Consider the following 13,926-nt stretch of genomic DNA (forward strand, 5'->3'; position numbering starts at 1 on the left):
GCGGGTTTTTTTATCTTTAATACCTATGAAAAAAGGTTTATTGATCGTATTAGCATGCATTAGCACTCTGTTTTTGGTACAGAGCTGCCAAAAGAAGATCCTGAAACTTAGCGATCATATCAGTTTTGACAGTGAAAAAAATATTCTTTACGGAAAAGACTCCGAGCAGGTCATGGATTTTTATGTTCCTCATGAAAAAACTACGGAGAAAAAAGATGTTTTTGTTATACTTCATGGCGGCGGCTGGCGGGGAGGTGATAAATCCCAGCTTACCGTTTTCACACTTGCGATGATGCAGAAATTTCCGGACATGGTTTTTGCCAACGTCAATTACAGGCTGGCTTCCGAAGCACGGTATGGCATTCCTAACCAAACTGATGATGTAAAAACAGCAATGCTCTATCTGGAAAAGAGATTACATTATAAGCCAAAATTCATTTTGCTTGGAAACAGCGCAGGTGGGCATTTGTCCATGTTGTATGCCTATCACTTTGATCAGGAGAAGAAAGTAAAAGCAGTCATTAATATCGTAGGTCCGGCAGATCTTTCAGACTCCGGGTTTAAAAGTTATGAAGATTATGCTTTTGTTGAAAAACATTTAATCGATCCTAATATGCTTACTTTAAACAATAAGATAACAGATTTTGCCAGTCCTGTACACTGGATCAATACAACCTCAGCACCTACCCTTTCTTATTACGGAACAGCAGACCGAGTTGTGCCTTTATCACAGAAATCCATTTTAGATTCAACGTTAAGCAGAAATAATGTTCTTCATGAATCCTGTGAATTCAACGGTGGCCATCTGGACTGGTCTAAAGAACCTCATGATCAGTTTCTGATCAATACCATCGCTGATTTTTTGAAAAGACTTGATGGCAATAAAAAAACTCATTGAAAATCAATGAGTTTTTATGTATTTATATTCTTCTGCAATCAAATATAACAAGGGAATTTTTAAAATTATTCTGATTTTACTACCTCTGTTCTTTCTGAAATTCCATTGGCATTGAATGCTTCAATCTGGAAGTAATAGGCATCTGTTCGATCGGCACCGGTGAAGAAATATTCATTTTTGCCGTATACCATGATGCTTCCGTATAATTTATCCGGAGATTTCCCCCAATAGATCATATATCCGTCTGCATCAGGATTTTGCTGCCACTTCATCCAGATGCTTCTTCTTTCCCCATATTTTTTAGGATCAGCTCTTAACGGAACAAAATTCTCCACTTTTTTAGGTTTTTCACCTTGTCCTTTTCCAAAAACCCTGAAACCGCTTAAGGCAAATTTTCCGGTAGGCATTTTTAAGTTTTCCATTTTCAGAAATCTTGCCTGTGCCGGTTTTTCCAGTTCCACATAATCGTGCGGAACATCTTTGGTGTTTTTGCTTTTATCAACAATTACGCTCCATTTTTTACCATCGTTGGAACCGTATATTTTGTACTGATGCATTTTCCCGAAAGTTTTCCCCATAAACTCAACATCCTGATCGGCATAATTAATCTGAATGGCATTGATGGTAGAAACTTCACCAAGATCCGTTTGGAACCACTCACCGGAATTCCCCGTTTTTGCGCTCCAGTAGGTCTTTATATCTTCATCCACCGCATAATTGGAGTGATATCCTCCCAAGGTAGACGAAACCTGAACGGGTTTATTATAATTCAGCAGCATCCAACCGGCAAAAAGGCCTTTAGAGAAATCTTTTCCCTGGGCGTACTGCGGAAGAAAAGTCGGATAATCTCCATAACTCGTATTGCTGTACATTACATCATCTTTATCAAAACCTGCAGGCCAGATTCCCAATCTTCTTTCGAAATTATTTTTAGTAGAAATAAAGATCGTCGAAACATGCCACCAGTTCTTGAAATTATCTTCAAACGTTGCTCCATGACCGGCACCTCTTGCAAAACCTCCCGGCTTATAGGAGAATGGATTGTGCTGCTGGTATTCAAAACCTTCGAGAGGATTTTTACTCACATACACTCCATCGGAATACCCGCTGAACTCAGTTGCCGGAGCTCCGTACTGCATATAGTATTTTCCGTTGTGCTTCGTCATCCATGCCCCTTCCACGAAAGGCTGCAAAAATACATTATCATTATACTCCCCAAATCTTTCCCAGCCATGATCTTCAGGCTTTAATTTTAAGATCGGTTTTACGAAACCTTCCGACTGCAGGGTTTTAACCTTTACTTCAGTTCCTAACAACGGCCATTCATTACTTGAACCCCAATACAGATACAATTTATTTTTATCTTCATCATAATGAAAAGCCGGATCCCAGGCACCCACTTTTAAGGTATCTACGGCAATCTTCCAGTCATCTTTTGTAGGATTGGTACTTTTCCAGATCGGAAAATCCTGCTCCCAGGTTGATCCGAATACATACAGCGTATCTTTCATTGCCCAAACAGCAGGTGCATTAAGGTCATGGATGTATTTTTTATCTCTGAGGAATTTTCTTTTCACAAATTTCCAGTCGAGCATATCATCACTGTACCAGTAACCTTCCTGATTGGTTGAAAAAAGGAATAGTTTATTTTTAAAATTAACGATCACTGGATCAGCGGTTGCCCGGTGTTTCCCCTGTTTTGAGAAAATTTCGAAAGGCGTGTATCCGTAATCGATATTAATTGGATTACAAAATGTTTTCTGCTGTCCCTGTAAGCCCATTCCAAGGAAAATGGCTACCCAAAAAAAGTACTTGTACATCTTCATATTTTTTGCTTAAGTCACAAATTTACTTAACTTTTTTTGGTTTCCTCCAAATAAAGCCATCTAATAAATAGTGGGTTAGCTGGGGAACAACCAGCAGCGGAACTACTATCTGAAGCCAACGTCCTGACAGATCCAGATAGAGTGAAAAGTGGTCATTCCAAACAAGAACCTCCCATAACAACTCCTCAAAGAAAGCAAATCCTATGATAACCATGATGAATAAAAGAATTCCAAAAGCAGATTTAAAAATTGAAAACCGATGAAAAGAAGGATTTTCTCTATGTTTAATTTCCCTGATGTATATCAAAGCAATATAAGGTATTCCGTGCGAAATCACATTTAAAAAAGTAAAGACTACATCATTATTGAAATATACAATTCCGAAATACCAGGAAAGATATGTTCCGATAATTAAAGCAGTTTTTGGAATATTTATTTTTTGTGAACCGAAAAAACTGTATCCTATTTTTAGAATCCAAAATAGCAGGATGAGGCAATATAGCACGGTAGTATAAGGTACATAATCCGGGAGCTTCTGCATCCAGCTGAACTCATTTTCTACAAACCATGTAAAGGCACGGGGCGTCCTGAACCAATACAGCATCGGATAGATCGTTGCAGAATAGATAGCAAGTGTATCTATTTTCTTGCTCCAATTATTAGGTTCAAGGCGGGCATATATTCTCATAAATCCATACTGTTGCCTGATAAAGTGGAAAACAGCAATCAGGGCCAGAACTGACCAAAACGTAAGACTTCCCAATTGATAAAGCAACAAACCTATACCCCAGCTTACTGCCGGAATCCCCCAGTACAGGAGTTTTCTATTCTGAATTTCTTCTTTTATAAAATAGGTTTTAAATAATGTAGAATATACATGGGCAACATCAACGAATACAATAAGAAAAAGCCAGGTATAAAAAGAATAGTCATTTTCCAGATTCTGGATCTGTTGCTGAAAAAGAAAAATGATCAACAGGATGATAAAAGGCGGTGAAAGTATAAACCAGCCATCTGTTTTGGCATTATGTATCCAGGGCTGTTTCATATCATTTCTTTTGCGGCTCTGATTCCCTGATAAAAAGCTTCTTCAAAAATAGAGATCCCTGATAGGTCACTGTGGGCAAAAAATATTTTACCTTCTATCGGTTGTCTGGCCTTTTCTGAATTTTCCCCAAAGATTTGTCCCGGCACAGGAGCAATCATTGCATGTCCTATTTTATGAAACTGTATTTCTGTAATAAAATCTTCAATGAGTGGATGGGCTTTTTTAAGATCCGACAAAACAAGCTCTCTGAGATGTTTTTCTTTCATATTATAGAGCTTTTTTCTGGCTTTCCGACAATCTGCTGTTGAAAAACTCCGGTAATATGTGATTACCTTTTCTCCCATCACCAACCCAATATTCTGATGCTGATCATTGATATATCCCAATCCTTCTGAACCATAAATCACATTATCCCATGCCAGTTCTTCATCTCCTCCGAATTCATTTTTCAGGGTGATGGTGGTCAGAAGCCAGGGAACATAGTTAAAAGATTCTGCTCTTTTCTGATTTAAAATTCGTTCATTCACAAATTGCGGAGCGGCTAACAGTATTTTTTCAGCAATGATTTTTTTTGTCTTTTTATGAAGGCTATCAAAGCTTAAAACCTCAACTTTATCTTTAATTTCAATTTCAAAAACTAAATGATTAGGTATATATTTTTCTTTGGTATATTTTGAAAAGTAACTTGTCAGCCTTGCATTTCCCTCCGGCCATGTAAACACATGATCTTTATATTTTTCGCTCCAGTTATTTTTTCTTCCTGCAAAATAATGAATCCCGGCCCAGGCAGAAATATACTGAATTCCTAATCCATAGTCATCTTTACAGGAGTAATCCAACAGCCAGAGTAATTCTTCTGATTTAAAATTTTGCATAGCCAGCCAGTCTTTAAACAATATTTTTTCAAGTTGCAAAGCATTTTCCACTCTGCTTGAATCATGAACGGGTATGGCAAACCAATATACTCCGTGATCATCTTTTTTCTGACGGTACTCGTCCATCATTTTAAAAAAACGATCCAGTTCTTTTTGAGTTTCTGAAGAGATCCCTTTCTGAGGAACAATATCATTCTGCCATGCATTTTTATAAAACAGGCGTTCCTGTTGAGGAAAAGTCATTTGATATTCATCCAAAACAGGTTCACCGCTGTCATCATTTCCCGAACAGATTCCAGATTCATTTAAAAACTCGATTATTTCTATATTTTCTTTGTTCGGTAAAGGCAAATAATGAGCTCCCAAGGGAAACTTCGAAAACGCATTCTGCCCATTTGATGAGTTTCCTCCTAAATGATCTTCCATTTCAAGTAAAAGATAGTCCTTCTCCCCATTTTTGTTTAAAAACCTGCAAGCTGAAAGTCCAGAGATTCCCCCGCCTACAATGAGGTATTTTGTATGGATTTCTTCTGTAGTTTCCGGAAAATCTTTAGCCCACAGTTTATGTCCCAAAACGTGATTTGTTCCTGTAATTTTGAGCAGCATTGATTTTCCCTTCTTCCCACAATACTGCAGAAAAGGGAGTATCAAACTTCCTAAAAATAAGGTTGTAAGAAAATCTTTTCTACTGTACTTTTCCCCACTCTTCATCGAAATAGCGTACTAATATTTGATTATCCAGCCGATTTACTTCAACGTCAGCTGCCTTCATATCTTTAGTAAAATATGACAGCTGCCTGAAGTTGTAATCATAGAATTTTAAATTAGGGATCTTCCTGTAGATGGTATTATTAATAGGCTCAAAGGAAGCCATCGAAAAACCCCATTCTCCAAAGGAAGGAACATAGGTGTGATAAGCCGCCGTAAAAGGAAATATCTGATTGACGGTTTTTTCAATACACCAGAAAGATTTTGGAGCAAAATAAGGTGATGTAGTCTGAATCACTACTTTGGTATCAGGAGTCGTTAATCTTTCAAGTTCTTTATAAAACTGGAGCGAATATAATTTTCCTAAGCTGTAATTGGACGGGTCTGGAAAATCAATGATGATCACATCAAATTTTTGTTTGCATTCTTTCACCCAGATATAGGCATCTTTATTGATCACTTTAAGTTTAGGGCTTGACATTGAATTTTGGTTCAAGCCTCGCATGGTTTCATTGGTTGTAAAAAAATCGGTCATTTCTCCATCCAGATCAACCAGAGTAATATTTTTAACTTCTTTATATTTTAAAACTTCACGTACTGCAAAACCGTCTCCGCCACCTAAAATCAGAACACGCCCAATATTTTTTGCCATAGACATCACAGGATGTACCAATGCTTCATGATAACGGTATTCATCAGTAGAGGAAAACTGCAGATTATTATTTAAATACAATCTGAACTCACGGTTATTTCTGGTGAGTACAATTCTCTGATAGGGAGAACTTTTAGTAAAAACCACATTTTCACCGTACAGTTTCTCTTCGGAATAGGATAAAATTTTATCTGAAAAAATAAAAAGTCCAAGCAACAGAATAAATGCTCCGAGGGACTTTATCCGTAAAGAAAACGGTTTTGACAATTCCTTTTTTAAATAGAAACATAAAAAAATAGCAATGGAAATATTGATCAATCCAAAAAATAATGGTGTTTTTACAATACCTAATTTCGGAATAAGCACAAGAGGAAACAGAATGGAAGCCAACAATGCCCCAATATAATCGAAAGCAAAGACATTGGAAACTAAATCTTTAAATCCTATCCTGTCTTTTAGAATATTCATTAAAATCGGAATTTCTACTCCTACCAGGCATCCTGTAAAAAAGACAAAAAGATATAAAACGCTCTCAAAATGAGCTAGTGTATTGAATAATATGAATAAAACCACCGAGCTTATTCCACCTACAATACCTACCAGAATTTCAATTTCTACGAATTTATCGATCAGATTTCCTTTAATGAATTTTGCAAGGTAAGATCCAACCCCCATTGAAAATAAGTATACGCCAATAATGAAAGAAAACTGTTTTACAGAATCTCCCAGCAGATAGCTTGCCAGCGCGCCGGCCACCAATTCGTAGATCAGTCCGCAGGTAGCAATGACAAATACCGAGAACATAAGCAGCATCTCGAGAGGGATCCTCTTTTTATCCATGAATTGCTGCGCTTATAATCATTGAAATACCAATAATAAATGCTCCGAAAACTATAGCCAGAGCAATATTTTTATTTTTTGCGATCTCGTGCCCGGTTTTTTCAGGGGTAAGTTTTTCAATAATGAAATAGCAAACCAGTAAAATGGCAATTCCTAACAATGAGTAGAGAACTGAGTTGATAATTGGCAATAGATTAATTGTATCCATAGTTTATATTTTTATTTGTGATAATATCTGTAGAATCCGGTTCCTGATGAATGACTTCTTGTAGTTCCGTCGCGGAATGTTTCCGTTTTTGCACAGTCGCAAAAGCGGTTTCCACTATAAGTAAGATAGACAAACCAGCTTAGAAAGAATGTCCCGATAAGAACGAGCAGCCAGTTAGCTTTTATGTAATCGAAAATTCTCTGCATAACTAAACCTGATAGGGTGAATTTGAACTGTTATTCCATTTTGCTTTTTCGAAATATCCTTTCCCGACATGGCAGATGATACCGAATGCGATCAACAGGGTCAGAACAATCCCGAAATTCCAGAAAGAAACCGGCTGCCATATGGCTTTAATCCTGACTGACGGATTGGCTTCAGATTTTTGTGGATATCCGTATTCTATAGGAATGGCAAATGTAATAATGGAATCTAATTTCTGTATTTCTTTAGGTTGATTCAGCCAATTATTCATTCCAATAATTTCATTTTTCAGCATGTCTCTCTGAGAATAGCTTTGAATGTTTTTAGTTTTATTATTTCTTATATAGAACTCTCCCTTATCATTCCCAATGACAGAAAAATCTCCGTTATTCAACTGATATCCCGTTTTAAAAGGGTCCGGTATCCCCCCCTCTTTTTCTGCCGAGATCAGGAAGTGATATTTCCCCGGAGCTACACCGCAAATATTAAATTCTTCGTTCCGGCTACCTTCATTCCAGCTTTCACCACCTTCGAATCCCGAATATCTCTCGATATCTTTTGAAGTATACCTCATTTCATTGGTCTTTTCGTTGACCAGACTTAGACTAACATTAGCCCAGGAGTTATCAACATCAGAATAAGCCTGTACCTCTAAAGGTGCCGATCCACCGGAAAGTTCGAAACTTTTGCTCACCAGTTCCTTATCTGTGACGGATGCAAATTCTATTTCCTGTTCAAAAATGTTTGCGTTGGTTCTTGACATTACCAGATTCAGCTGGATCAGGCAGATCAGAAGAGCTGTTAAGGCCAGAATATTAATCGCCTGCCTTACATTTATATAAAAAGGCTGTACAATTCCAATTCCATAATAATTGGGAAGATCCGTAATATTGAATGCTTTTTTTACGGTTGATTTGGCAATATGTTTTCCGGTAAAATATTCAACAGAGCTATCGGATTGCTCCTGTGAGATCATTCTGCTTCCATTCACATATTCTTTGTAAGTTGCAATATTGAAGTCGAGTTTGTCTTCAAAAAAACCTGCAGCCGCATGAATCGTACATGGTGTTGTTTCATACCAGCGATAGGTAGTATCAACAAGCTGTATTAATTTAGAACTTTTATGTTTGATATTGACCGGGGATTGAGGCAGCAGAAAAACCCAGTGCCCTTCACTTTCGCTTAAAAAAGCATCATTTCCCTTTTCATCTTTAAGATAGTATTCTCTCCAATATACATTAGTGCCATACTTCCTGGTAATAGTGCCAGTAACATGGTACTGAATATTATTGATCAACCCTTTTTTTCCAATTTCCAATACCACATTTTCAATCGGCTTTTTTACAACCTTTAATGATGTATTTTGCGATATATCAATCAGATTAGAACATGACCTGCAAATATACTCTACTGCAGGAAAGGTAAATTCATAGTTATTATCAGTTTTACAGACTGGACAGACGTAATGCATTTTTATCGTTGAATCTTGTGTTTTTGAATAGTCCTGGCATTGAAATACTTTACTACCTCATCTGCTATTTTCTCAACTTTCTCCGTATTATCCTGGGAATAATTACACAGGAAAACATCAAATGTAAGCTGGCAGAACTCCGGCCAGGTATGAATACAAAGATGTGATTCTTTAAGACAAACCGCGGCAGTGAAACTTTGGTTATCAAAAACATGACTTGTAATTCCTACAATCTCTACGTCTTTATTTTCCAACATACTTTGAGTGAATGCTAAAAAGCCGTCACTATCTAATAGCAAATCTTCCGACTCTGTTTCCAGAGTCAGAAGAATATGTAAGCCTTTACTGGCAGGTGATTCCAATGTGTATATTTCTTAATTATCTATTATTTTTTAGGAAGAAAAACCTCAGCAAGCATACATCTTGCACTTCCTCCGCCATTCACTTCAATGGTATTGAGATCTGAATAAATAATCTCGCAGTATTTTTCAATGGCTGAAACCTGTTCCGGCGTTAATGACTGGTAAGCCGTCTGGCTCATGACCAAAAACTTCTGTCCTTCTGTGTTCTGTACCTGAAGCATATTTCCTGCAAACTGCTGCATCTGTTCTTCCGAGATTTCAATAATTTCTTTTCCGGAATTTTTGATCGTTTCAATGACTTTGCTTCTTTCCAGTTCATTATCGATACAATCCAGGCAGATGACTACAAACTGATCTGCCACACACATCATAACGTTCGTATGATAAATGGGAAGCCTTTCTGAGCCTACGGTCTGGAAAGAATGGAAAACAACAGGCGTAAATCCATATTTTCCACAAAATTCTCTGAATAACGCTTCATCCAATCTCAAAGAAACCGATCCGTAAGCGATTTTATTATCGTGATCGAAGATCATACTTCCCGTACCTTCCAAAAAGTGTCCCTGAATTTCCGGAAGTGACCAATCGTCAATTTCAGAAACCTCAAAACCTTGGCCTTTGATCGTTTCAATAATATCATCTCTTCTTTCCACTCTTCTGTTGGAGGCAAACATAGGATATAAAACCACCTTTCCATCGTTATGGAAGCTTACCCAGTTGTTTGGGAAAATAGAATCCGGTGTGTGAGGATCTAATGTATCTTTTATGGTAATGACATGAATTCCCTTACCCCTTAATTTTTCAACAAAGATTTTGAATTCTGCCAGCGCTTTATTTTGAATGTCTGCGCCTTTCTGTTCAACCTGAAAGTAATTGTTTTCTGCGGTTTCCGCATTATAACCGAAAGCAATCGGTTCTATCATTAAAACGGTATCTGTTGTCTGCATTGTTTGTTTTATTTAAAAATTAAAAGATTGAAAGACTAAAATCATTCTTTCAAACCTAAAACCTCCCTTAGTCACGAACTAAAGGCATTGTTGAGCATCTCAGCAAGCCTCCCATTTTGGAAATCTCTCTATACGGGATCTCTTCTACGGTCATTCCCCATACGTCTCTCAGATGATTGTTCATTCTTGTAAAAGCTTTGTCTGAAACCACTATTTCAGGAGAAATAGAAAATATATTCGGAAACATTTCAAACATTTCCTGATCGGTAACGTGGAAACAGTTTTCTTCTCCAAAAATATCGATGATCAGGCGGTAGTCGCTTTCATCTACAAATCCATTTTCATAAATGATGCATTTGTCTTTTCCAATCGGGTTGAATGTACAGTCTAAATGCAGAATTCCTTCAAACGGAATTTTATCATTTTTCTTTAATTCTAAATCGATGATTCTTTTTTTAGGAAAATATTCTTTTAGAATTTCTATCGCGTATTCGTTGGTTCTTGCTGTTTTATAGTTTCTGTAATCTTCACTGAAACATGTACCGATGAATAGAAAATCATCCCATACAATCACATCTCCGCCTTCAATATGTGCCGTTTCCGGAAGATTGATGATCTTTCTCCACGCCACCTTTTCATAAACATTTTTGTAGGCGTCCTGTTCATCTGCCCGGTCTGCAATGACATTGGAAATAATCATTTTATCATCAATCACAAAAGCCACATCTCTGGCAAAAACCTGATTATAATCTTCGATGATACTTGGACGGAACACTTCAACATCATATTTTTTCAGTACTGCTTCAAAAGCATTCATTTCATCAATAATATCCGCTTCCTTTGGATACATATGGTTCTCGATGGAATAATATGATTTGGCATCATAGCTTTCTTCAAGGGTGGGAACGGGTCCCATAGAATTAGGTTGGCCCAGAACAACTGATCTTAGCCTTCCCGTTTCGTTTTTAATATTTAGTTTCATAAAGAGTTATGCAATACTACAAATATAAGTAAAGGAGGCTATCTGGAAAACTTTTGAATTGTTTTATACTCAGAATTTATCATCATACATAGGAATCTTGTGAATAGTCCTTTTACATAGTTCCTTTATTCATGCTAAATCTTCACATTATCCGTTTATATTTTCTTAATAAAAAATCTACAACTTACTGCTTTCCATCTACGTATGACTTTAAAAAGATATGAAAATTAAAAATAAATTCATAAATTAGTGAAATAGTTTTCGCGAAAAATTATACTAAAACTTACTTTTAACATTAAACACCAAAAAATCATGAACAAGAAACATCAAGTGCTAAAACATGCACAAAAATTAGGAAGAGATCAACAAAAATCAATCGTAGGAGGAATCGGACCAACTAAGCCTAGATATTGCTGCGAGTGGGATGATGCAGGAAACTGTACCATCTGGACATGTGGTAACTGCTACTGTCCCTAACTAAAAATAGACAACCCTGCTTCTGTAAGCAGGGTTTATTTATCTTGCTCTGTTTTCTTCTTCTGTTTTCTGAGCTTCCCTTCCCTGATATTTTGAACTTCCAAAATTATAGGCTGCCGACACCATCAATTTTTGAGTATCCCACCAATGGATAAAACGGTTATCCATGATTTTTTTATGCCGGAATTCTACCCGCTGATCATAAGAATCAAAAATATTATTGAAGCTTAGTTTGGTATTCAGCTTATTGTCTAGCCAGGATTTTTGAACTGAGAGATCAATGGAATACCTAGGTTTTATAACATAAAGACTATTTCCTGTTTTAGATTCATACGTTGTAAAAATATTGAACGTATATCCTTTTGGAAGGGTGAAGGTCTGATTTAATTTCACATCATAATTGTATATTTTTAAGGCAAATACTTCATCGAGATAGGGTCTGAATTCATCATTATAATATCCTGTAAACTGGCTGTTCAGGTTCCACCACTTTGAAATTCTAACCGGAAAGGCGACTTCCACACTGGCGAATTTCCTGTAAGGCAGATTGGTTCCCAGATATTGCAATACATTGGTTTTAGGATCATACAGCGGATAGCGCGTCATCACATCTTTTTCTTTTCCAAATGTAAGAACAGCAGTCCAATTTTTATATCGGTAAACAGCTTTAATCTGATCCGTAAAAGAAGGCTGCAGATAAGGATTTCCCACCCAATAATTCAATGGACTGAAATAAAACCGAAAAGGATTGAGCTGCGAAAAGACAGGACGGGTGATTTTTCTACTGTAAGAAACAGAAAGTTCGTTGGAACTATTAAAGGTATAATTGGCACTGAATGATGGCAACCACTCCAGGTATTTTCTTGAGACTACAGAATCTATGGTAATGGCGTTAGAAATACTATTGGTATTTTCAAACCTCAAACCGGCATTGAGCTGAAGCTTATCAAACTTGTGGCTGTAGGCAATATACCCGGCTATAATTTTTTCTTTATAGGAGAATCGATTGCTTCGCGAAGGATCAAAAGCAAATTGGTTATTCACAGATAAGGTGTCGTACCGGATATGGTTTCCGGTTTCCGTACTACTGAATTTAAATCCTGCTTCAAGCGTCGCATTTCCTATTTTTTGCGTGGCATCCGATTGGGCCGTATAAATATGTACCTTATTAAGCATATCTGATTTCCAGTATGATAATAGTTCTGTACTCTGCTTATCTTTATTGATAAAATCATCTTTCTGCTTATTTTCAACCAATAGGTAGTTTCCTAAAAAACTCAGCTGAAAGCTTTTATATTGTAAAGAATAATCAGCTGTGAGTCCATAATTATTTTGGCGGTATCTATTGGGATTCTGGCTTTCAGTATGGAAAACAAGCTGACTTTCATCCTGATTCGTTGTATACAAAGAACCTAAGCGCATCCGGTCATTAGATCTGAAATTCCCTCTAAATGATAGTCCCAGCCTGTTTTTTTCATTTATTCTATACTCTACCCCAGATTGAAAAGTATATACACTGCCTGCATCCCTCTGATCTGTACTGGTTCGCATCACATTCGTATTGGCCAGCTTCTGGAGGGCATTATACCGATAGATCGTTACACCATCATTATATCCGGCCTGCATCGTATATCCTATTTTTCCTGTGTTATAAGAAAGATTTAAAGAGTTTTCACGATAGTTGGTCCTATTGGCGGAAACATTCCCAATATAGCTTCCTTTCCATCCAAGATTGGTATCCGTTTTAAGTTTGATATCAATAATTCCTTTAAATTCTGCGTCGTATTTTGAGGAGGGATTAGAATTCACTTCGAGGGACTCTACCATTTCCGGGGACAGAGATTTCAGATAGGACTGAAGTTCCTGAGGGCTCATCACAACTGGTTTTCCATTGATAAAAATAGCAGGAGCCACTCTTCCGCCAATAAAAATTGCATCTTCCTGATCGACGGTAACTCCGGGTGTTTTCCTCAATACCTCCAGAATATTAGTGGATGTTTTAAAATCCTTGTTTCCGGAAACACTCAAGACCATATTTCCATTATTCAACCTCATTTTTTTTGCACCGCCCTTTAGAATGACCTCGGAAATATTTTGAGCCAATGGAAGAAGCTCAATAATGGTTTCCTGTGTGATGATATCTACTCTCTGGGTTTCATAGTTTTCTTTCCGGATGATAAAATAGGTTCCGGAAGGGATTTCATTGAACAGAAACCGGCCTAAAGAATCGGTCAGAATTTTTTGAATGAATTGATCTTCTGACTCCCTGAAAACTGAAATTTCGGCCAGTGCAATTTCTTTTTTTGTTCCTGAATCCAATACTTTTCCTCCCATACCCTGCTGGGCTTTAATAAAAGATGAGAACAAAAGAACCGGGACAAGAATCCACATGTTGAGCTTCATAGATAGTAAAATTTATAAAGCCAAA

General features: G+C 37.0%; 13 protein-coding genes. 2 read left to right on the forward strand and 11 right to left on the reverse strand.

Annotation, left to right across the window (positions count from 1 at the left end):
- Positions 1 to 25: 25 nt before the first annotated feature.
- Entirely contained in the window at positions 26 to 898 is an 873-nt protein-coding gene (locus IW15_RS15090; RefSeq protein ID WP_034712933.1) for an alpha/beta hydrolase, read from the forward strand.
- 65 nt (positions 899 to 963) lie between these two features.
- On the opposite strand, the gene IW15_RS15095 is transcribed toward IW15_RS15090, so the two are convergent.
- From IW15_RS15095 to IW15_RS15135, 10 genes are all read right to left on the reverse strand, one after another.
- A complete protein-coding gene (locus IW15_RS15095; RefSeq protein ID WP_051882068.1) occupies positions 964 to 2,718 on the reverse strand; it encodes a discoidin domain-containing protein in 1,755 nt (584 codons plus the stop codon).
- A gap of 28 nt (positions 2,719 to 2,746) precedes the next feature.
- Entirely contained in the window at positions 2,747 to 3,772 is a 1,026-nt protein-coding gene (locus tag IW15_RS15100) for a hypothetical protein (RefSeq protein ID WP_034712935.1), read from the reverse strand.
- The gene (locus tag IW15_RS15105) at positions 3,769 to 5,253 is read right to left on the reverse strand and encodes a flavin monoamine oxidase family protein (protein ID WP_228384375.1); all 1,485 of its coding nucleotides are present in this window, start codon (positions 5,251 to 5,253) and stop codon (positions 3,769 to 3,771) included. The genes IW15_RS15100 and IW15_RS15105 overlap by 4 nt, the downstream gene beginning before the upstream one ends.
- 79 nt (positions 5,254 to 5,332) lie before the next feature.
- The gene (locus IW15_RS15110) at positions 5,333 to 6,847 is read right to left on the reverse strand and encodes a polyamine aminopropyltransferase (RefSeq protein WP_034712937.1); all 1,515 of its coding nucleotides are present in this window, start codon (positions 6,845 to 6,847) and stop codon (positions 5,333 to 5,335) included.
- A complete protein-coding gene (locus tag IW15_RS15115) occupies positions 6,840 to 7,055 on the reverse strand; it encodes a DUF350 domain-containing protein (RefSeq protein WP_034712940.1) in 216 nt (71 codons plus the stop codon). Before IW15_RS15115 ends, IW15_RS15110 begins: the two co-directional genes overlap by 8 nt.
- A gap of 11 nt (positions 7,056 to 7,066) precedes the next feature.
- The gene (locus IW15_RS22365; RefSeq protein WP_228384376.1) at positions 7,067 to 7,261 is read right to left on the reverse strand and encodes a hypothetical protein; all 195 of its coding nucleotides are present in this window, start codon (positions 7,259 to 7,261) and stop codon (positions 7,067 to 7,069) included.
- Between the two features lie 2 nt (positions 7,262 to 7,263).
- Positions 7,264 to 8,730 (reverse strand): DUF4178 domain-containing protein, encoded by a 1,467-nt coding sequence (locus IW15_RS15120; protein ID WP_034712944.1) that lies wholly within the window; start codon positions 8,728 to 8,730, stop codon positions 7,264 to 7,266.
- 2 nt (positions 8,731 to 8,732) lie between these two features.
- A complete protein-coding gene (locus IW15_RS15125) occupies positions 8,733 to 9,092 on the reverse strand; it encodes an S-adenosylmethionine decarboxylase family protein (protein ID WP_034712948.1) in 360 nt (119 codons plus the stop codon).
- A 23-nt stretch (positions 9,093 to 9,115) separates the two neighbouring features.
- Entirely contained in the window at positions 9,116 to 10,039 is a 924-nt protein-coding gene (ctlX, locus tag IW15_RS15130; RefSeq protein WP_034712951.1) for a citrulline utilization hydrolase CtlX, read from the reverse strand.
- 67 nt (positions 10,040 to 10,106) lie between these two features.
- Positions 10,107 to 11,021 carry a dimethylarginine dimethylaminohydrolase family protein gene (locus IW15_RS15135; RefSeq protein ID WP_034712955.1) on the reverse strand — a complete coding sequence of 305 codons (915 nt, stop codon included), beginning with the start codon at positions 11,019 to 11,021 and terminating at the stop codon, positions 10,107 to 10,109.
- Between the two features lie 312 nt (positions 11,022 to 11,333).
- On the opposite strand from IW15_RS15135, the gene IW15_RS22850 reads away from it, so the two are divergent.
- Positions 11,334 to 11,498: a hypothetical protein gene (locus IW15_RS22850; RefSeq protein ID WP_165585205.1), complete on the forward strand. Its 165-nt coding sequence runs from the start codon at positions 11,334 to 11,336 to the stop codon at positions 11,496 to 11,498.
- Between the two features lie 39 nt (positions 11,499 to 11,537).
- Here the strand turns inward: IW15_RS22850 and IW15_RS15140 are convergent, their stop codons facing one another.
- A complete protein-coding gene (locus IW15_RS15140; RefSeq protein ID WP_228384377.1) occupies positions 11,538 to 13,901 on the reverse strand; it encodes an outer membrane beta-barrel protein in 2,364 nt (787 codons plus the stop codon).
- Positions 13,902 to 13,926: the final 25 nt, after the last annotated feature.

It is taken from the genome of Chryseobacterium soli (genome assembly GCF_000737705.1).
Lineage (GTDB): Bacteria > Bacteroidota > Bacteroidia > Flavobacteriales > Weeksellaceae > Chryseobacterium > Chryseobacterium soli.

Excerpts from the sequence above, each read along its gene's own strand:
- IW15_RS15090 (WP_034712933.1), top strand. The coding sequence starts at position 26 with ATGAAAAAAGGTTTATTGATCGTATTAGCATGCATTAGCACTCTGTTT.
- IW15_RS15095 (WP_051882068.1), bottom strand. The coding sequence starts at position 2,718 with ATGTACAAGTACTTTTTTTGGGTAGCCATTTTCCTTGGAATGGGCTTA.
- IW15_RS15100 (WP_034712935.1), bottom strand. The coding sequence starts at position 3,772 with ATGAAACAGCCCTGGATACATAATGCCAAAACAGATGGCTGGTTTATA.
- IW15_RS15105 (WP_228384375.1), bottom strand. The coding sequence starts at position 5,253 with ATGCTGCTCAAAATTACAGGAACAAATCACGTTTTGGGACATAAACTG.
- IW15_RS15110 (WP_034712937.1), bottom strand. The coding sequence starts at position 6,847 with ATGGATAAAAAGAGGATCCCTCTCGAGATGCTGCTTATGTTCTCGGTA.
- IW15_RS15115 (WP_034712940.1), bottom strand. The coding sequence starts at position 7,055 with ATGGATACAATTAATCTATTGCCAATTATCAACTCAGTTCTCTACTCA.
- IW15_RS22365 (WP_228384376.1), bottom strand. The coding sequence starts at position 7,261 with ATGCAGAGAATTTTCGATTACATAAAAGCTAACTGGCTGCTCGTTCTT.
- IW15_RS15120 (WP_034712944.1), bottom strand. The coding sequence starts at position 8,730 with ATGCATTACGTCTGTCCAGTCTGTAAAACTGATAATAACTATGAATTT.
- ctlX (WP_034712951.1), bottom strand. The coding sequence starts at position 10,039 with ATGCAGACAACAGATACCGTTTTAATGATAGAACCGATTGCTTTCGGT.
- IW15_RS15135 (WP_034712955.1), bottom strand. The coding sequence starts at position 11,021 with ATGAAACTAAATATTAAAAACGAAACGGGAAGGCTAAGATCAGTTGTT.
- IW15_RS22850 (WP_165585205.1), top strand. The coding sequence starts at position 11,334 with ATGAACAAGAAACATCAAGTGCTAAAACATGCACAAAAATTAGGAAGA.
- IW15_RS15140 (WP_228384377.1), bottom strand. The coding sequence starts at position 13,901 with ATGAAGCTCAACATGTGGATTCTTGTCCCGGTTCTTTTGTTCTCATCT.